Origin of the sequence: Vibrio sp. H11, from assembly GCF_004804295.1 — a bacterium.
Classification (GTDB): Bacteria; Pseudomonadota; Gammaproteobacteria; order Enterobacterales; family Vibrionaceae; genus Vibrio; species Vibrio ostreae.
Genome location: NZ_SSHN01000018.1, coordinates 22,042 through 40,318, shown reverse-complemented (window position 1 = coordinate 40,318; position 18,277 = coordinate 22,042). Strand labels below are relative to the sequence as shown.

The 18,277-nt window shown below is 52.3% G+C and carries 16 protein-coding genes; 11 read left to right on the top strand and 5 right to left on the bottom strand.

All coding sequences use genetic code 11. The features are described from left to right. Positions 1–13: 13 nt before the first annotated feature. Together glyS and E6C74_RS19610 are read left to right on the top strand one after the other, a co-directional pair. A complete protein-coding gene (gene glyS / locus E6C74_RS19615; RefSeq protein ID WP_136487738.1) occupies positions 14–2,080 on the top strand; it encodes a glycine--tRNA ligase subunit beta in 2,067 nt (688 codons plus the stop codon). 185 nt (positions 2,081–2,265) lie between these two features. Beyond that, on the top strand, positions 2,266–3,516 hold the full coding sequence (locus E6C74_RS19610) for a valine--pyruvate transaminase (protein WP_136487737.1): 1,251 nt from the start codon (positions 2,266–2,268) through the stop codon (positions 3,514–3,516). A 91-nt stretch (positions 3,517–3,607) separates the two neighbouring features. On the opposite strand, the gene E6C74_RS19605 is transcribed toward E6C74_RS19610, so the two are convergent. The 5 genes from E6C74_RS19605 to dnaA form a co-directional block, all read right to left on the bottom strand. Continuing rightward, a complete protein-coding gene (locus E6C74_RS19605) occupies positions 3,608–4,045 on the bottom strand; it encodes an Hsp20 family protein (RefSeq protein ID WP_136487736.1) in 438 nt (145 codons plus the stop codon). Between the two features lie 420 nt (positions 4,046–4,465). Then, positions 4,466–6,880 carry a DNA topoisomerase (ATP-hydrolyzing) subunit B gene (gyrB, locus tag E6C74_RS19600; RefSeq protein WP_136487735.1) on the bottom strand — a complete coding sequence of 805 codons (2,415 nt, stop codon included), beginning with the start codon at positions 6,878–6,880 and terminating at the stop codon, positions 4,466–4,468. Between the two features lie 18 nt (positions 6,881–6,898). Beyond that, the gene (gene recF / locus E6C74_RS19595; RefSeq protein WP_136487734.1) at positions 6,899–7,978 is read right to left on the bottom strand and encodes a DNA replication/repair protein RecF; all 1,080 of its coding nucleotides are present in this window, start codon (positions 7,976–7,978) and stop codon (positions 6,899–6,901) included. Between the two features lie 19 nt (positions 7,979–7,997). After that, positions 7,998–9,098 (bottom strand): DNA polymerase III subunit beta, encoded by a 1,101-nt coding sequence (gene dnaN, locus E6C74_RS19590; RefSeq protein WP_136487733.1) that lies wholly within the window; start codon positions 9,096–9,098, stop codon positions 7,998–8,000. Positions 9,099–9,160: 62 nt separating this feature from the next. After that, the gene (dnaA, locus tag E6C74_RS19585) at positions 9,161–10,567 is read right to left on the bottom strand and encodes a chromosomal replication initiator protein DnaA (protein WP_136487732.1); all 1,407 of its coding nucleotides are present in this window, start codon (positions 10,565–10,567) and stop codon (positions 9,161–9,163) included. A gap of 310 nt (positions 10,568–10,877) precedes the next feature. Between dnaA and E6C74_RS19580 the strand changes: the two genes are divergently transcribed. From E6C74_RS19580 to mioC, 9 genes are all read left to right on the top strand, one after another. Then, positions 10,878–11,624 (top strand): amino acid ABC transporter substrate-binding protein, encoded by a 747-nt coding sequence (locus E6C74_RS19580; protein WP_136487731.1) that lies wholly within the window; start codon positions 10,878–10,880, stop codon positions 11,622–11,624. A gap of 73 nt (positions 11,625–11,697) precedes the next feature. Then, entirely contained in the window at positions 11,698–12,369 is a 672-nt protein-coding gene (locus E6C74_RS19575; RefSeq protein WP_136487730.1) for an amino acid ABC transporter permease, read from the top strand. Next, positions 12,366–13,103, top strand: coding sequence for an amino acid ABC transporter ATP-binding protein (locus E6C74_RS19570; protein ID WP_136487729.1), 738 nt, complete (start codon positions 12,366–12,368; stop codon positions 13,101–13,103). The genes E6C74_RS19575 and E6C74_RS19570 overlap by 4 nt, the downstream gene beginning before the upstream one ends. A gap of 250 nt (positions 13,104–13,353) precedes the next feature. Continuing rightward, positions 13,354–13,488 carry a 50S ribosomal protein L34 gene (gene rpmH / locus E6C74_RS19565; protein WP_136487728.1) on the top strand — a complete coding sequence of 45 codons (135 nt, stop codon included), beginning with the start codon at positions 13,354–13,356 and terminating at the stop codon, positions 13,486–13,488. Positions 13,489–13,534: 46 nt separating this feature from the next. After that, positions 13,535–13,858: a ribonuclease P protein component gene (gene rnpA / locus E6C74_RS19560; protein WP_240798226.1), complete on the top strand. Its 324-nt coding sequence runs from the start codon at positions 13,535–13,537 to the stop codon at positions 13,856–13,858. Beyond that, positions 13,825–14,082 (top strand): membrane protein insertion efficiency factor YidD, encoded by a 258-nt coding sequence (gene yidD, locus E6C74_RS19555; RefSeq protein ID WP_136487726.1) that lies wholly within the window; start codon positions 13,825–13,827, stop codon positions 14,080–14,082. The genes rnpA and yidD overlap by 34 nt, the downstream gene beginning before the upstream one ends. 2 nt (positions 14,083–14,084) lie before the next feature. Then, positions 14,085–15,713: a membrane protein insertase YidC gene (yidC, locus tag E6C74_RS19550; protein WP_136487725.1), complete on the top strand. Its 1,629-nt coding sequence runs from the start codon at positions 14,085–14,087 to the stop codon at positions 15,711–15,713. A gap of 92 nt (positions 15,714–15,805) precedes the next feature. Further along, positions 15,806–17,167 (top strand): tRNA uridine-5-carboxymethylaminomethyl(34) synthesis GTPase MnmE, encoded by a 1,362-nt coding sequence (mnmE, locus tag E6C74_RS19545; RefSeq protein WP_136487724.1) that lies wholly within the window; start codon positions 15,806–15,808, stop codon positions 17,165–17,167. Between the two features lie 237 nt (positions 17,168–17,404). Further along, a complete protein-coding gene (gene mioC / locus E6C74_RS19540) occupies positions 17,405–17,839 on the top strand; it encodes an FMN-binding protein MioC (protein WP_136487723.1) in 435 nt (144 codons plus the stop codon). Positions 17,840–18,277: the final 438 nt, after the last annotated feature.

Sequence of the window (18,277 nt, the reverse complement as noted above, 5' to 3'; positions counted from 1 at the left end):
GGGAAGACGTCACATGGCAAAAGAATTTTTAATTGAGCTGGGTACCGAAGAGCTGCCACCAACGCAACTGCGTACTCTGGCTGAAGCGTTTGCAGCCAACTTCGAAGCCGAGCTGCAAACAGCTGATATCGCCCACCAGGGTGTAAAATGGTATGCAGCACCACGCCGTCTGGCCCTGAAAGTGGCCGACCTGGCCGAGCGTCAGGCCGACAAAGTGGTTGAAAAACGTGGTCCGGCAGTCAGTGCGGCATTCGATGCTGACGGCAACCCGACTAAAGCCGCTCAGGGCTGGGCACGCGGTTGTGGTATCACGGTTGAACAGGCTGAGCGTCTGACCACCGACAAAGGTGAATGGCTGCTGTTCAAACAGGAAGTCATCGGTCAGAGCACCAGTGAAATCCTGGCTGAGCTGGCTGACAAAGCACTCAACAATCTGCCGATTGCCAAGCCGATGCGCTGGGCCGACAAAGAAACCCAGTTTATCCGTCCGGTCAAAACCCTGACCATGCTGTTTGGCAGCGACCTGATCGAAGGTGAAATCCTCGGCGTGCAATCGGCACGCACTATCCGCGGTCACCGTTTCATGGGCGAAGCCGAATTCACTATCGACTCAGCTGATCAGTACCCGCAGATCCTCAAAGAGCGCGGTAAAGTGATGGCCGATTACGATGAACGTAAAGCGATCATCCTGGCCGACGCACAAAAAGCGGCCGCGGCCGTTGGCGGTGTCGCCGATCTGGAAGATGATCTGGTCGAAGAAGTGGCATCACTGGTCGAATGGCCGGTAGTACTGACGGCAAAATTCGAGCAGGAATTCCTGAAAGTTCCGGCTGAAGCCCTGGTATACACCATGAAGGGTGACCAGAAGTACTTCCCGGTTTACGACGAAAATCGCCAGCTGCTGCCGAACTTCATCTTCGTCTCCAACATCGAATCGAAACAACCACGTTTCGTGATTGAAGGTAACGAGAAAGTGGTTCGTCCGCGTCTGGCCGATGCCGAGTTCTTCTTCAACACTGACCGGAAGCGTCCGCTGATTGACCGTCTGCCACAACTGGAGCAAGCCATTTTCCAGAAGCAGCTCGGGACCATTAAAGACAAAACCGATCGCATCACCGAACTGGCTGGCTACATTGCTGACCAGATTGGCGCCGATGTGGAAAAATCTAAACGTGCCGGCCTGCTGGCGAAATGTGACCTGATGACCTCGATGGTGTTCGAGTTCACCGACACCCAGGGTGTCATGGGTATGCACTACGCACGTCACGACGGCGAAGCCGAAGAAGTAGCCGTAGCGCTGAATGAGCAGTACATGCCGCGTTTCGCCGGTGATGATCTGCCAGGCAACGGTGTCTCCTCTGCGCTGGCCATGGCTGACAAGCTGGATACCATTGTCGGTATCTTCGGTATCGGTCAGGCACCAAAAGGCAGCGACCCGTTCGCTTTGCGTCGCGCTTCACTGGGTGTACTGCGTATCATCGTTGAATACGGCTACAACCTGGATCTGGTTGACCTGGTAGCAAAAGCGAAATCTCTGTTCGCTGACCGCCTGACCAACGCCAACGTTGAGCAGGATGTGATTGAATTCATGCTCGGCCGCTTCCGTGCCTGGTACCAAGACGAAGGCTTTAGTGTCGACATCATCCAGGCGGTGCTGGCGCGTAACCCGACCAAACCGGCTGATTTCGACCAGCGCGTGAAAGCCGTCTCGCACTTCCGTGCTCTGGAAGCCGCAGAATCACTGGCGGCAGCCAACAAACGGGTAGGTAATATTCTGGCTAAGTTCGACGGTGAACTGGCGCAAGAGATTGACCTGGCTCTGCTGCAGGAAGACGCTGAGAAGACGCTGGCGGAAAGTGTTGAAATCATGACCGAAGCGCTGGAGCCGGCGTTTGCGACCGGTAACTACCAGCAAGCGCTGAGCCAGCTGGCTGAACTGCGTGAGCCGGTCGATGCGTTCTTTGATAACGTCATGGTGATGGCAGACGATGAAGCGCTGAAGAAAAACCGCCTCACCCTGCTTAATAACCTGCGTAACCTGTTCCTGCAAGTGGCGGACATCTCACTGCTGCAGAAATAAGTTCAGCGTTACTATCCCCTGTTAACAAGGCCAACTTCCCGGAGTTGGCCTTGTTTTTTGATCTAAAACAAAATAGTACTTTGCCTGCCAAAAGCATTGCGGTATGTTCAAGAATCAAGCGAAATGGCGGATATTCTTCCCGCTAAACTAAAATATACAAACACAACTCATCAGGTAGTCGAGCAATGCAGTTTTCAACTTTTGGCGAAAAATTTAACCGGTACTCCGGTATTACCCAGTTAATGGACGATTTAAACGATGGTCTGCGCACGCCAGGCGCGATCATGCTGGGTGGCGGTAACCCGGCGGCCATTCCGGCCATGCTCGATTACTTCAAACTCGCCAGCCAGGACATGCTCGAAGACGGCTCGCTGATTGCCGCGATGACCAACTATGACGGCCCGCAGGGCAAAGACGTCTTTATTAAGGCGCTGGCTAAACTGCTGCGTGACACCTACGGCTGGGATATCAGCGAGCAAAACATCAGCCTGACCAACGGCAGTCAGAGCGGTTTTTTCTACCTGTTCAACCTGTTGGCCGGGAAACAGCAAGATGGCAGCCATAAGAAGATTCTGCTGCCGCTGGCACCGGAATACATCGGTTATGGCGATGCGGGGATCGATGAAGATATCTTCGTGTCCTACCATCCGGAAATCGAGCTGCTTGATAACGGGCTGTTCAAATATCACGTTGACTTCGAACAGCTGCAGGTGGATGAGTCGGTCGCCGCTATCTGTGCCTCGCGCCCGACTAACCCGACCGGCAATGTCCTGACCGATGAAGAAGTGCATAAACTGGATCAGCTGGCTCGCGCCAATAACATTCCGCTGATTATTGATAATGCTTACGGTCTGCCGTTCCCGAATATCATTTTTGAAGATGTGCAGCCATTCTGGAACGACAACACCATTCTGTGCATGAGCCTGTCGAAACTCGGCCTGCCGGGTGTACGCTGCGGGATCATTATTGCCAGCGAGGAAGTGACTAAAGCCCTGGCCAACATGAATGGCATCATCAGCCTGGCACCAGGCAGTGTCGGCCCGGCTCTGGCGCACCGTATGATCGAAAAAGGCGATCTGCTGCGCGTCAGTCAGGACATCATCAAGCCGTTCTACCGCCAGAAATCACAACGTGCGGTTGAACTGTTGCAACAGGCCATGCCGGATCCGCGCTTCCGTATTCATAAACCGGAAGGTGCGATTTTCCTGTGGCTGTGGTTTGATGAACTGCCGATCACCACCATGGAGCTGTACCGCCGTCTCAAAGCACGCGGTGTGCTGATTGTACCGGGAGAGTATTTCTTTATCGGCCAGAAAGAAGACTGGGATCATGCGCACCAGTGCCTGCGCATGAACTATGTGCAAAGTGATGAAGCGATGCAACAAGGCATTGCCATCATCGCTGAAGAAGTGGCGAAAGCCTACCAGCAAGGCTGATAGCCCTGCGCCAGACAGCAAAAGGCCCGCATCTGCGGGCCATCGTGTTATTTGCCTGTCACAACCACACGCTGAGTATCAGCGCTCGCGGTTACTCGTCGCCAATCAGTTGCTGGCCGTTGATGGCGATTTTACGTGGCTGCATCGCCTGCGGAATTTCCCGCTCCAGATCAATGTGCAGCAGACCTTTTTCCATCTGCGCACCCACCACTTTGACATAATCCGCCAGTTGGAACTTACGCTCAAAGTCGCGTTCCGCAATGCCCTGGTAGATATAGTTTTTGTTCTCTTCTGGTGCCCGCTCACCACGCACAATCAGAGTATTTTCGTGCTGGGTAATATCCAGATCCTGCTCGGCGAAACCGGCTACCGCCATGGTGATACGGTATTTATTCTCTTGCTGCTGCTCGATGTTGTACGGAGGGTAACCGCCCTGGGTGTTTTTGGCGCCGCCTGCTTCCATCATGTTCAGCAGGCGATCAAAACCAATCGCATTACGGTACAGCGGAGTAAAATCAACAGTTCTCATATCCTATCCTCTTTCTTAAGCAATAGTCTTAACAGTGTGTTAAGTGGCATCACTCACTCATATGACCTGAGCATGCCCGGTTGGGTTGAGCAGCCGGCCTTTTCCTCTCAAGAGCGAAAAGGTGGGTGGCTGCGGGAGACCCGTCTGGCATCTCCCTACAACACAGATATAAGGACGCAAAATTCACTTTCAAGCGCGCAGATTAAAATTTTTTGCATTGTCTGCCGCACCTACTCGCCTTCCTCTGCGCAAACCGTTTGCCGCTCATCAAAAATGCCGCAATGTTTTTTGCGTAGCAGCCTGGGGAATATCAGCGCGCCGAATTGGCGGAAAACACGGCAAAAAAAAGCAGCGCTCAAGGCGCTGCTTTCTTATGCTTGGGTGGTTAACTCTTGCTGTATCGGTTAACCAAGCTGGCAACTAGACATCCAGGTTCGCCACTTTCAGGGCGTTGTTTTCAATGAACGCGCGACGCGGTTCAACCTGATCACCCATCAGTGTGGTAAACAGTTCATCAGCACCGACGGCATCCTCAATCGTCACCTGCATCATGCGGCGCGTTTCCGGATCCATGGTGGTTTCCCACAGCTGATCAGGGTTCATCTCGCCCAGACCTTTATAGCGCTGACGGCTCAGACCACGCTGTGACTCTTTAATCAGCCAGTCGAGCGCTTCAACAAAGCTGCTCACCGGTTGAGTCCGCTCACCACGTTGAATGTAAGCGCCCTCTTCAATCAGACCATTCATCGCTTCTGACAGATCCGCCAGTTTGGCGTACTCTTTCGAGTTCAGCAGATCAACACTCAGCAGATAATCATGAGTCACACCATGGGTACGCACTTTCACTTTTGGTGAGTACGCACCTGTGGTTTCATTGTGCTCGACCACAAAGCTGTACTGGTTAGCGCCAGACTCTTTGTCATTGAGCTGAGTCACCAGTTGCTCAGTCCAGGTCTGAACCTCAGCCTGGTTCTGACACTGCTGCGCGGTCAGGCGCGGGGTGTAGATAAACTCATGAATCAGTGCATACGGGTAACGGCGGCTCATGCGCTCCACCAGCTTGATACCGGCGTGGTAATCCTGCACCAGTTTTTCCAGTGACGCCCCCGCCATGGCCGGTGCTTCAGGGTTAACATGCAGCGCAGCGTTATCCAGCGCCAGAGCAATCTGGTACTGGTTCATCGCTTCTTCATCTTTGATGTACTGCTCTTGTTTGCCTTTTTTCACTTTAAATAGTGGTGGCTGAGCAATGTAGATGTAACCACGCTCAATCAGCTCCGGCATCTGACGGTAGAAGAAGGTCAGCAGCAGAGTACGGATGTGTGAACCATCAACGTCCGCATCGGTCATGATGATGATGTTGTGGTAACGCAGTTTATCCGGATTGTACTCATCACGGCCGATACCACAGCCGAGCGCGGTGATCAGCGTTGCCACTTCCTGAGAAGAGAGCATTTTGTCGAAGCGTGCTTTCTCAACGTTAAGGATTTTACCCTTCAGCGGCAGAATCGCCTGGTTCTTACGGTTACGGCCCTGCTTGGCGGAACCGCCCGCAGAGTCACCCTCCACTATGTAGAGTTCAGACAGCGCAGGATCTTTCTCCTGGCAATCGGCAAGTTTACCCGGCAGACCGGCCAGATCCAGCGCACCTTTACGGCGTGTCATCTCACGTGCTTTACGCGCCGCTTCACGGGCACGGGCCGCATCGATGATCTTGCTACATACGGTTTTCGCTTCATTCGGGTGCTCGGCCAGGAAATCGTTCAGCTTCTCGCCCATCGCCGATTCCACCGCCGATTTCACTTCCGACGAAACCAGTTTATCTTTGGTCTGGCTGGAGAATTTCGGATCCGGAACTTTAACCGAAACCACAGCCGTCAGGCCTTCACGCGCATCATCCCCCGAGGTCGCCGTCTTGGCTTTCTTGCTGTAACCCTCTTTATCCATGTAGGTATTCAGGGTACGGGTCAGCGCCGCACGGAAACCGGCCAGGTGGGTACCACCATCGCGCTGTGGAATGTTGTTGGTGAAACAGAAAATGCTTTCCTGGAAGCTGTCATTCCACTGCATCGCCACTTCCACACTGATCCCGTCTTCACGCTCCTGCACAAAGTGGAATACTTTCTCATGAATCGGGGTTTTGTTGCGGTTAAGGTGGCTGACAAACGCCTGGATACCGCCTTCATACATGAAGTGGTCCTGCTTGCTGTCACGCTCATCCACCAGCTTGATAGACACGCCGGAGTTCAGGAAAGAGAGCTCGCGTAGACGCTTAGCCAGAATATCGTAGTGGAATTCAATGTTGGTAAAGGTTTCCGCACTTGGCCAGAAACGGACTTTGGTACCGCTCAGATCAGTGTCGCCTACCACGGTCAGTGGATTTTGCGGTACACCGTGGTGATAGGTTTGGGTATGGATATGGCCGCCACGGTGAATGGTCAGCTCCACCTTCTCAGACAGCGCGTTCACCACCGACACACCTACCCCGTGCAAACCACCGGATACTTTGTAGGAGTTATCGTCAAACTTACCGCCGGCGTGCAGTACTGTCATGATCACTTCTGCCGCGGAAACATTCTCTTCCTCGTGAAGTTCGGTTGGAATACCACGACCATCATCGCTGACCGATACTGAGTTATCTTCGTGAATCGTCACGATGATATCTTTACAGTAACCCGCTAACGCTTCATCAATCGAGTTATCCACCACCTCAAATACCATGTGGTGCAGACCGGTGCCATCATCAGTGTCGCCGATGTACATCCCCGGACGCTTACGTACCGCGTCGAGACCCTTCAGTACTTTAATACTCGATGAATCGTAATTATTCGACATGAGTTACTCTCTCACTATTTATCCTTGCCCTATTGTGCCATGTTCCACATGAAACATCTTGCTATTTGACTCGATCATGTCGGCAACCTGGCTTTCAGTAATAGAACTTACAAAAACTTGTGCCCCCGTCGCTTTTAAGCAGTCAGCAAGGCGCTTACGACGTTGGCTATCGAGTTCGGAAGCAAAATCATCAATCAAATAGATGCATTGCTTCCCGGTCAGTTCGGTCAGATGCTGCCCTTGTGCAACACGCAGGGCGCAGACCATGAGTTTCAGCTGACCGCGTGACAGAACATCCTCTACCGGCGTCCCGTTCACCTTGATTTTTAAATCGGCTTTGTTCGGACCACTGAACGTGTAGCCCAGAGACTGGTCACGTTCAAAGTTCTTCTCCAGTATCTGGTGATACGGAGTGTCTTTGTCCCAGCCCCGGTAATACTTGAGGCTGATGTCAAATTCGGGCAGAAAGGTGCGGCACAGCTCTTCGGCCACGCCTTTCATCTGCTCGATGTACGCTGCACGCCACTGGTCAATATTGTGTGCCAACCGGGCCAACTCCTGATCCCAGTAACTGAGTTCACGGTAGCGGGTCGCGGTTTTCAGCAGTGCATTGCGCTGTTTATTGAGCCGCTTGAAACGCCCCCAGGCATCAAAGAAACCTTTTTCGCTGTGGAAGACGCCCCAGTCGATAAAGGCACGGCGATTTTTCGGCCCGTCCGTCAGCAAATCAAACCCCTCCGGATGAATGAGTTGCAGCGGCAGAACCTGCGCCAACTGGGCGAGCTTCTGCCCAGACTGACCGCCTATTTTAACCTCTGTCGAGCCATCACGCTGCTTATTAATGCCAATGGGTAGCTCAAATTGATCCGAGGTCAAAAAACGCCCGTGCACAAACAGTTCCGGGCAGTCATTCTGAATAACCCGGCCAGTCAGTGAGCTTTTAAAAGAGCGGCCGTGACCGAGTAGATAAATCGCTTCCAGTACACTGGTTTTACCACTGCCGTTGGGGCCAATAAGAAAGTTAAAGCCTGATGATAAATCGATATCACAGGCTTTAATATTGCGAAACTGCTGAACAATCAAACGAGTAAGAGGCATGATGTATGTGAGCCGAGCACTAGAGGCGAATTGGCATTACCACATACATGGCGCTGTCGTCATCGACGTTTTCAATCAGCGCACTGGCGTTAGCATCCGACATCGACACCCGCACATTGTCACAGCGCAGCGTATTGAGCACGTCCAGTACATAGCTGACGTTGAAGCCGATTTCAATTGCATCGCCTTCAAAGCCGACATCCAGCATCTCTTCCGCTTCTTCCTGCTCCGGGTTATTGGCGGTAATGCGCATTTCGCTGTCGGCCAGGTTAACCCGTACGCCACGGAATTTTTCATTGGAAAGAATCGCCGCACGGGAAAATGCCTGACGCAGCTCATCACAGCCGGCGGTCAGCGTTTTGTTGGTACTTTGCGGCAATACGCGGCGATAATCAGGGAAACGGCCGTCAACCAGCTTTGAAGTAAAGATAAAATTGTTCACTTCTGCACGCAGGTTAGCCGCACCAATCTGAATCGTCACAGGCTGTTCCGGCGCATCCAGCAGCTTGACCAGCTCCAGAACACCTTTGCGCGGTACGATGATCTGCTTGTGGGCAAAATCGCCCGCCAGCGGGGTCTGGGAGACCGCCATACGGTGGCCATCCGTCGCTACGCTGCGCAGGGTACTGCCGTCGATTTCAAACAGCATACCATTGAGGTAGTAACGCACATCCTGGTTAGCCATCGAAAACTGGGTTTTCTCAATCAGGCTGCGCAGATCGCCCTGGCTTAAAGTCAGCTCGACCTCGCTCTGCCAGTCTTCGATATTAGGGAAATCATTGGCCGGTAAGGTTGCCAGCGAGAAGCGGCTGCGGCCGGAGCGAACCTGAACCCGGTCACCTTCCAGCAGCACTGTGATCACCGCCGCATCCGGCAAGCCGCGACAAATGTCGAGAAACTTACGCGCCGGTACAGTAATACTGCCCGCTTCAAAGTCCCCTTCCAGCGTCACGCGGCTGATCAGCTCCGCTTCCAGATCGGTCGCGGTCATCGACAACTGATTGTCTGCCACTTTTAGCAACAGGTTACCCAAAATCGGCAACGTGGCCCGGCCGCCAATGGTTCCCGACACTTGTTGCAGTGGTTTAATGAAGTGACTACGTTCAATCGTAAATTTCATAGTGTGCTCTTAAACGATATTGGATATACGACGCGAAAAATCAGCGCTAAGCATAGCGCGAATCAGGAAGAAAGCGTACGAATCAGGTTGGAGTAATCTTCCTTAATATCGTGGCTCTCTTCACGCAGCTGTTCGATTTTACGACAGGCGTGTAACACCGTGGTGTGGTCACGGCCACCAAACGCATCGCCGATTTCCGGCAGGCTGTGGTTGGTGAGTTCTTTCGATAACGCCATGGCCAGTTGACGCGGACGGGCAACCGAACGCGAGCGGCGTTTTGACAGCAGATCCGCGACTTTAATCTTGTAGTACTCGGCAACGGTCTTTTGAATATTGTCGATGGTGACCAGTTTTTCCTGCAGTGCGAGCAGATCGCGCAGCGCTTCGCGCACGAAATCAATCGTGATCGGACGGCCGGTAAAGTTGGCGTTGGCGATCACCCGGTTGAGTGCGCCTTCCAGCTCACGCACGTTGGAGCGCAGACGCTTAGCGATAAAGAACGCCACTTCGTCGGGCAGATGAATCTGGTGATCTTCCGCCTTTTTCATCAGAATCGCGACCCGGGTTTCCAGCTCCGGCGGCTCAATGGCCACCGTCAGACCCCAGCCAAAACGCGATTTGAGGCGATCTTCCACCCCGTTAATCTCTTTCGGATAACGGTCAGAAGTGAGGATAATTTGCTGGTTGCCTTCCAGCAGCGCGTTAAAGGTGTGGAAGAACTCTTCCTGCGAACGCTCTTTGTTGGCAAAAAACTGAATATCATCGATCAGCAGTGCATCGACACTGCGGTAGTAGCGTTTGAACTCTTCAATCGCGTTATTCTGCAGCGCTTTCACCATGTCCTGCACGAAACGCTCAGAGTGCATGTACACCACTTTAGCGTTCGGGTTGTTATCCACGATAGCATTGCCGACCGCATGCAGCAGGTGAGTTTTACCCAGGCCGGTACCACCGTACAGAAACAGCGGGTTATACGCCGCGCCCGGATTGTCCGACACCTGACGTGCCGCCGCCAGACCAAGCTGGTTCGACTTACCTTCCACGAAGTTATTGAACTTGTGTTTCGGGTTCACGTTAGAGCGGTGCATGATGTCGGCCGCTGCCGCAGCATCATCATCCCAGGTTTTATTGATCGGCTGACGACGCGCCAGTTGAGCAGGAGCTGAAGATTCGGCCGCCACGTCGGCCGCAGTACGGACCGGTGCCGGTTTGGGTGCTTGCACCCGGCGGCTGCCGACTTCAAAACGCAGGCTTGGTACATCCTGACCGCAATGCTCTTTCAGCAGTCGGTTGATGTTGTTGATGTACTTGTCGCGTACCCAGTCGAGTACGAAGCGGTTAGGCGCAAACAAAGTGAGAGTATTGTCATTGAGCTCCGCTTGTAACGGACGGACCCACATGCTGTATTCTGCGGCTGGCAGCTCTTCTTGTAGCTGTTGCAGACACTGCAACCATAGCGAAGATGACACAATTCCCTCACTCTAAATCAATGATCGGTAAAGACTGGCAATTCTACCTGTTGATAACTCAGATCGCCAGCGATTGATCCACGATCCAGTGAATAAGATCCAAGTTATTCACAATGTTTTCGAGCCAATCTGCCGGATCCTGGCAATTAGTCCTATATTTACCCACATAATGATCCACATGCTGGAAAATTCATCCAAGTTATCCCCAAAATAGCGGCATAATATAGTTATGGCTAATAACCACTAGTTATTTCTTCTATTGAGAAATTCAACAGTAAAATGAGACACTAAAATAATGAGGAGTCACAAGATGAAAAACTGGATTAAACTGGCAGTGGCCGCACTGGCGCTTTCTGCCGCCACCGTACAGGCAGCAACGGACATCAAAGTCGGCATGTCAGGCCGTTACTTCCCGTTTACTTTCGTTAAGCAGGATCAACTGCAAGGTTTTGAAGTCGATGTCTGGAACGAAATCGGTCAACGTAACGATTATCATGTCGAATATGTGACTTCGAACTTCTCCGGCCTGTTTGGTCTGCTGGAAACCGGTCGTATCGATACCATCTCAAACCAGATCACCATCACCAAAGAGCGCCAGGCCAAATACCTGTTCTCTGACCCGTACGTGATTGATGGTGCTCAAATTGCAGTACGCAAGGGTAACGACAGCATTCAGGGCATTAAAGATCTGGCCGGCAAAACCGTGGCGGTTAATCTGGGCTCTAACTTTGAACAACTGCTGCGCAAATACGATACCGACGGCAAAATCAACATTAAAACCTATGACACCGGTTTTGAGCGTGACGTCGCGATGGGCCGTGCCGATGCATTTGTCATGGACCGCCTTTCAGTACTGGAAGTGATTGATAAAACAGGGCTGCCACTGCAACTGGCCGGTTCACCATTTGAAACCATCGAGAACGCCTGGCCGTTTGTTAACAACGAAAAAGGCCAAAAACTGCAAGCTGAAGTGAACCAGGCACTTGCTGCGATGCGCGCAGACGGTACACTGAGCCAGATTTCAGAAAAATGGTTTGGTACCGATATTACTCAATAATCGTCATCAACCGACCAATCTAAAAAGGTGGAATCGCAGGATTCCGCCTTTTGCTGTCTTTGAGGGGAAGTAAATGGGCTTTGATTTTCAATACATGCTGGGGCTGATGCCGATACTGCTCAAGTATCTCAGCACCACGATGGAAATGGCCGCACTGGGCATGATTTTCGCGCTGATTCTGTCGGTGCTGCTGGCCAATATTCGCGTGTTCAAGATCCCGGTACTGGAACCGCTCTGTCAGCTGTACATCAGTTTCTTCCGCGGAACACCACTGCTGGTACAAATGTTCCTGCTTTATTATGGTCTGCCACAGATTTTTCCGATCCTGGTCGGCATTGACGCGTTCAGCGCCGCGGTGATTGGCCTCACTCTGCACTTTGCGGCCTATATGGCTGAAACCATTCGCGCCGCCATCATAGGTATTGACCGAACCCAGATGGAAGCCAGTCTGTCAGTCGGTATGACCACCGGTCAGGCGATGCGCCGTATCATTCTGCCTCAGGCCAGTCGCGTCGCCCTGCCTTCGCTGATGAACTACTTTATCGACATGATCAAATCGACTTCACTGGCGTTTACCTTTGGTGTGGCCGAAATCATGGCCAAGGCACAAATGGAAGCCTCGTCCAGTTTCCGCTTCTTTGAAGCCTTCCTGGCCGTAGCACTGATCTACTGGGGTGTGGTCGTGATTCTGACCCGCATTCAGACCTGGGCCGAAAACAAACTCAATAAGGCGTATGCACGATGATCAAACTGAGCAATATTCACAAACGCTTTGGCCAGAGTGAAGTCCTGAAAGGGATTGATATCTCGATCGAACAAGGCGAAATCATCGTCATTATCGGCTCCAGCGGTACCGGTAAATCGACCCTGCTGCGCTGCGTCAACTTCCTTGAGCAGGCCGATCGCGGCACCATCACCATCGATGATGTCAGCGTCGACAGCCAGAACCACAGCAAGGCGGAAGTGCTGGCCCTGCGCCGCAAAACCGGCTTCGTATTTCAGAACTACGCCCTGTTTGCCCACCAGACTGCGCGCCAGAACATTGCTGAAGGCCTTATCACGGTGCGCGGCTGGAAAAAAGATCAGGCGCTTGGCCGTGCCCAGCAAATTCTGGAAGACATAGGTCTGGGTGACAAAGGCGACAGCTATCCGGCCGCCCTGTCCGGCGGCCAGCAGCAGCGGGTCGGTATCGGCCGCGCCATGGCGCTGCAGCCGGAACTGCTGCTGTTTGATGAACCGACCTCAGCGCTGGATCCGGAGTGGGTCGGTGAAGTACTGAACCTGATGAAAAAGCTCGCCACCCAGCACCAGACCATGCTGGTGGTGACCCATGAAATGCAATTTGCCAAAGAAGTCGCGGACCGGGTGATCTTCATGGCCGAGGGTAATATCGTTGAGCAGGGTTCTCCACAGGATATTTTTAATCATCCACAGGATCCGCGCCTGAAAAAGTTCCTCAATCAGGTCGGGATCGACTAAGGATCCTTGAGATTTCAGCGAGACTCCGTATAATCGCCCGACCGGAAAGTATGAAGCGCAGAGTAAACCGAATTCGGACTTGCTTTACGCTTTCGGCAAACCGAATCATTGACACCTTTTGTGACTGTGATTACAATTCCGCCTCTTTGTTGAGAGGCGTCGGAATGTCCTTTCTTTATATAAAGAGAAGATATATTGCCCACGCCGGGTTTTATGAACCTAGAAACTACTGATCAGTAAGGTACTAACAATGAAACGCACTTTTCAACCTACAGTTCTAAAGCGCAAACGTACTCACGGTTTCCGTGCACGTATGGCGACAGCGAACGGTCGTAAAGTAATCAATGCACGTCGTGCAAAAGGCCGTAAGCGCCTGTCAAAATAATCGTAAGCTTATTTTGAGTACGTACGCATTTAATCGGGAGTTACGTTTGTTAACTCCCGAGCATTACCAAACCGTCTTCCAGCAAGCTCACCGAGCAGGCTCCCCTCATTTCACTATCATTGCACGCAATAATAACCTTTCTCATCCTCGTTTAGGGTTAGCGGTACCAAAAAAGCAAATCAAAACGGCCGTTGGTCGAAATCGCTTTAAACGTCTCGCCCGCGAAAGCTTCCGCCTCAATCAGCATCAGTTACCCAACAAAGATTTTGTTGTGATTGCCAAAAAAAGCGCGCAAGATTTGAGCAATGAAGAAATGTTTACTTTGTTCGAAAAGTTATGGCAGCGCCTATCTCGCCCTTCTCGTGGTTAGCCATTGGTTTAGTCAAACTATACCAGTGGTTCATTAGTCCACTCATCGGCCCTCGCTGCCGATTTACACCCTCTTGCTCCAATTATGCGTTAGAAGCGCTGAGAGCTCACGGATTTGTAAAAGGGTGTTGGTTATCCGGCAAACGTCTATTAAAATGCCACCCTTTGAACGAAGGGGGATTTGACCCCGTTCCACCAGTCCAAAAACAAGACAGAGATAAATAACGATGGATTCTCAACGTAATATCCTGCTGATCGCTTTGGCGCTGGTTTCTTTTTTACTTTTCCAACAGTGGCAAGTAGCAAAGAACCCGGCACCTGAAGCGGTTGAACAGGCGCAAACCAGCAGCAGTGCTCCGGCACCTTCTTTGGCCGATGAGTTCGATCCGGTACCATCACCAACCAATGCTGCGGCAAAAGTGATTACAGTCACCACGGATGTACTGACTCTGTCTATTGACACGGTTGGTGGTGATGTCGTTCTGGCAAAACTGAACAAATACGCTGAAGAGCTGAACTCTGACAAGGCTTTTGTTCTGCTGAAAAACACCCAAGGTCACCAATTCATCGCCCAGAGTGGCCTGATTGGCCCGCAAGGTATTGACCTGAGCAGCAACAGCCGCCCGACTTACACTGTTGACGGCGACAGCTTTGCTCTGGCCGATGGTCAGGATGAACTGCGTATTCCGATGACTTACCAGTCAAACGGTATCGAGTACACCAAAACCTTTATTTTCAAACGCGGTGATTATGCAATCGACGTGACTTACGATGTCGCCAACAACTCTGGCGACAACGCAACCATGGGGATGTACGCACACCTGCGTCAGAACCTGCTTGATTCAGGCGGCAGCCTGGCAATGCCAACTTACCGTGGCGGCGCTTACTCAAGTGAAAATACCCGTTACCAGAAATACAGCTTCGATGACATGCAGGATCGCAACCTGGCTATCAACCTGCCAAACGGCCAGGGTTGGGCAGCGATGATCCAGCACTACTTTGCGACCGCGTGGATTCCACGTGACGCAGCGGGGACGAACCTGTACTCACGCGTGATCGGCAATCTGGGCGACATCGGTATCCGTATCCCGAATCAAACCATTGCTAACGGCCAGCACCAAGAGTTCAAAGCTACGCTGTGGGTTGGTCCTAAGCTGCAAGACCAGATGGCGGCTACCGCACCAAACCTGGATCTGGTTGTAGACTACGGCTGGTTATGGTTCATCGCCAAGCCTCTGCACTGGCTGCTGTCGACCATTCAGGGTCTGGTCAGCAACTGGGGTCTGGCGATCATCTGTCTGACCTTTATCGTGCGTGGTGCCATGTACCCGCTGACTAAAGCACAGTACACCTCAATGGCGAAGATGCGCATGCTGCAACCAAAACTGCAGGAAATGCGTGAGCGTATCGGTGATGACCGTCAGCGCATGAGCCAGGAGATGATGGCACTGTACAAGAAAGAGAAAGTGAACCCGCTGGGCGGCTGTCTGCCTATCTTCCTGCAGATGCCTATCTTCATTGCACTGTACTGGGCACTGATGGAATCGGTCGAACTGCGTCATTCGCCGTTCTTCGGCTGGATTCACGATCTGTCGGCACAAGACCCGTACTACATCCTGCCACTGTTGATGGGTGTCAGCATGTTCTTCATCCAGAAGATGAGCCCGAGCACGATTACCGATCCAATGCAGCAGAAGATCATGACCTTTATGCCGGTGATGTTTACCTTCTTCTTCCTGTTCTTCCCTTCAGGTTTGGTTCTGTACTGGCTGGTATCGAACATTGTGACTCTGATTCAACAGAATCTGATTTACAAAGGTCTGGAGAAAAAAGGCTTACACAGCAAAACCAAGTAAGCACTCAGGATAAGCAAAGGCGACCGGATGGTCGCCTTTTTGTTGCTCGCTGATTACAATAACACTCATCCGATTCTGTAACAGGTAAGGTTATGACTACCGAAACTATCGTCGCGCAGGCTACGGCACCAGGTCGTGGCGGCGTCGGCATTATCCGGGTATCCGGCCCGAAAGCGGCGGACGTCGCACTGGCGGTGACCGGACGCCCCCTTAAACCGCGTTATGCGGAGTATCTGCCATTTAAAGATGCCAATGGCTTAGAGCTCGATCAGGGCATCGCGCTGTTCTTCCCCAACCCGAACTCGTTTACCGGTGAAGATGTGCTTGAGCTGCAGGGTCACGGCGGTCCGGTAGTGATGGACATGCTGATTAAACGCATCCTGACGCTGCCGGGCATCCGCCCGGCTCGTCCGGGTGAGTTTTCCGAACGTGCTTTCCTCAATGACAAGCTGGACTTAACCCAGGCCGAAGCCATTGCTGACCTGATTGATGCCAGCTCGGAAGAAGCGGCTAAATCCGCGCTGCAATCGCTACAGGGCCAGTTTTCGAAGCGGATTAATACCCTGGTCGAGTCTCTGATTCATCTGCGTATCTACGTTGAAGCCGCGATTGATTTTCCTGAGGAAGAGATCGACTTTCTCGCCGACGGCAAAGTCTCCGCCGATCTGCAGGCCATCATCGACAACCTCAGCGCAGTGCGTCAGGAAGCCAACCAGGGCGCCATCATGCGTGAAGGGATGAAGGTGGTGATTGCCGGTCGCCCTAATGCCGGTAAATCCAGCCTGCTCAACGCGCTGTCCGGTAAAGAATCCGCGATTGTGACCGATATCGCCGGGACCACCCGGGACGTGCTGCGTGAACACATCCATATTGATGGCATGCCGCTGCACATCATCGATACCGCCGGTCTGCGTGAAGCGTCCGATGCGGTCGAGAAAATCGGTATTGAACGCGCCTGGGAAGAAATTAAACAGGCTGACCGGGTGCTGTTTATGGTCGATGGCACCACCACCGATGCCACCGACCCGAAAGATATCTGGCCCGATTTTGTCGACCGTCTGCCGGATCATATGGGCATGACCGTCATCCGTAACAAGGTCGATCAAACCAGTGAAGCGCTGGGGATCTGCCACGTCAGTCAGCCGACCCTGATCCGCTTGTCTGCCAAGACAGGTCAGGGCGTCGATGCGTTGCGTACCCACCTCAAAGAGTGCATGGGCTTCTCCGGCAATCAGGAAGGTGGCTTTATGGCCCGTCGCCGCCATCTGGATGCGCTGGAACGCGCCGCTGAGCACCTCGACATCGGTCAGCAGCAGCTTGAAGGCTACATGGCAGGAGAAATCCTGGCCGAAGAACTGCGCATCGCCCAGCAGCATCTCAATGAGATCACCGGCGAATTCAGCTCCGATGATCTGCTTGGCCGCATCTTTTCGTCGTTCTGTATCGGCAAGTAAAGCGGCGACATACCCACAGCGGGCCTGACGTTAACGCGTCAGGCCCGTTTTTTTTGTGGATCCCACATCGCCCCCACCCCGGCCGTTATGCATTGTGGATAACTCTGCCCACCGCAAGGATCCTTTTCTATTCATGGACAAAACATGATCTTGCCCTTTACTATCCACAACTTACCCTAGTATTCTGCTAGCCTGAATTACCATGTTTCCATCTTATGACCACATACCGGGGTTCTTATGATTCATATCATCACAGGCAGTACTTTAGGCAGCGCGGAATATGTTGGCGATCACCTCAGCGATCTGCTTGAACAACAGGGCAAAGAGACCACCATTCACAATCAACCCGATCTGAACGACATTCCGGCGCAAGGTATCTGGCTGATCATTACGTCCACCCATGGTGCCGGTGAGTATCCGGATAACATCCAGCCTTTCATCATGGCGCTGCAAAATACCCCGCCCAATACCCGGGATCTCCAGTTCGCCGTGATCGCCATCGGTGATTCCAGCTACGATACGTTCTGCGCGGCAGGACAACACGCGTATGACCTGTTGGAAGATATCGGCGCCACCCCGCTGACAGACTGCCTGCTGATTGATGTGCAGAAGCATCCGGTACCGGAAGATGCCGCCGAAGAGTGGCTGAATGACGTGATTGAGCGTTTTTAACCTCTGGCGAGCGGCTGTTACGGCCGCTGCCACCGTATTTGGCCCTACTCATTTCCAATCGGCCATGTTCCGTCGGGATAAAAACCCCGAACAATTGAACGTTTATTGACCACTTGGCCTGTGCATAAGTCTGAACTTATCCGGTGATCAACCTATAGTTATCCATAGAACAAGTTTGATCACTGCGAGGCCCTGTGTATAACTACCCATTTTGATCCCAGCTAATCCTCGTACTGATCAGTTGATGATCACAAGTTGCGATCCAGAAAAGATCCATGATCTTGTTGATCATTTCCTGGTTATCCACAGAGATCGTCGATCCTAATAATAGATCCAATAAAAGATCTCTATATAGATCTTTATATATTATTTACTTGAAAGTCCTTTGCGTAAAAAAGCACAAAAGCGATTTTCTAGCCAGTGGAAAGAAGGTAGAAT

Bases quoted from the DNA above. Each gene is read 5' to 3' on its own strand.
- glyS (WP_136487738.1), top strand. From the start codon at position 14: ATGGCAAAAGAATTTTTAATTGAGCTGGGTACCGAAGAGCTGCCACCA.
- E6C74_RS19610 (WP_136487737.1), top strand. From the start codon at position 2,266: ATGCAGTTTTCAACTTTTGGCGAAAAATTTAACCGGTACTCCGGTATT.
- E6C74_RS19605 (WP_136487736.1), bottom strand. From the start codon at position 4,045: ATGAGAACTGTTGATTTTACTCCGCTGTACCGTAATGCGATTGGTTTT.
- gyrB (WP_136487735.1), bottom strand. From the start codon at position 6,880: ATGTCGAATAATTACGATTCATCGAGTATTAAAGTACTGAAGGGTCTC.
- recF (WP_136487734.1), bottom strand. From the start codon at position 7,978: ATGCCTCTTACTCGTTTGATTGTTCAGCAGTTTCGCAATATTAAAGCC.
- dnaN (WP_136487733.1), bottom strand. From the start codon at position 9,098: ATGAAATTTACGATTGAACGTAGTCACTTCATTAAACCACTGCAACAA.
- E6C74_RS19580 (WP_136487731.1), top strand. From the start codon at position 10,878: ATGAAAAACTGGATTAAACTGGCAGTGGCCGCACTGGCGCTTTCTGCC.
- E6C74_RS19575 (WP_136487730.1), top strand. From the start codon at position 11,698: ATGGGCTTTGATTTTCAATACATGCTGGGGCTGATGCCGATACTGCTC.
- E6C74_RS19570 (WP_136487729.1), top strand. From the start codon at position 12,366: ATGATCAAACTGAGCAATATTCACAAACGCTTTGGCCAGAGTGAAGTC.
- rpmH (WP_136487728.1), top strand. From the start codon at position 13,354: ATGAAACGCACTTTTCAACCTACAGTTCTAAAGCGCAAACGTACTCAC.
- yidD (WP_136487726.1), top strand. From the start codon at position 13,825: ATGGCAGCGCCTATCTCGCCCTTCTCGTGGTTAGCCATTGGTTTAGTC.
- yidC (WP_136487725.1), top strand. From the start codon at position 14,085: ATGGATTCTCAACGTAATATCCTGCTGATCGCTTTGGCGCTGGTTTCT.
- mnmE (WP_136487724.1), top strand. From the start codon at position 15,806: ATGACTACCGAAACTATCGTCGCGCAGGCTACGGCACCAGGTCGTGGC.
- mioC (WP_136487723.1), top strand. From the start codon at position 17,405: ATGATTCATATCATCACAGGCAGTACTTTAGGCAGCGCGGAATATGTT.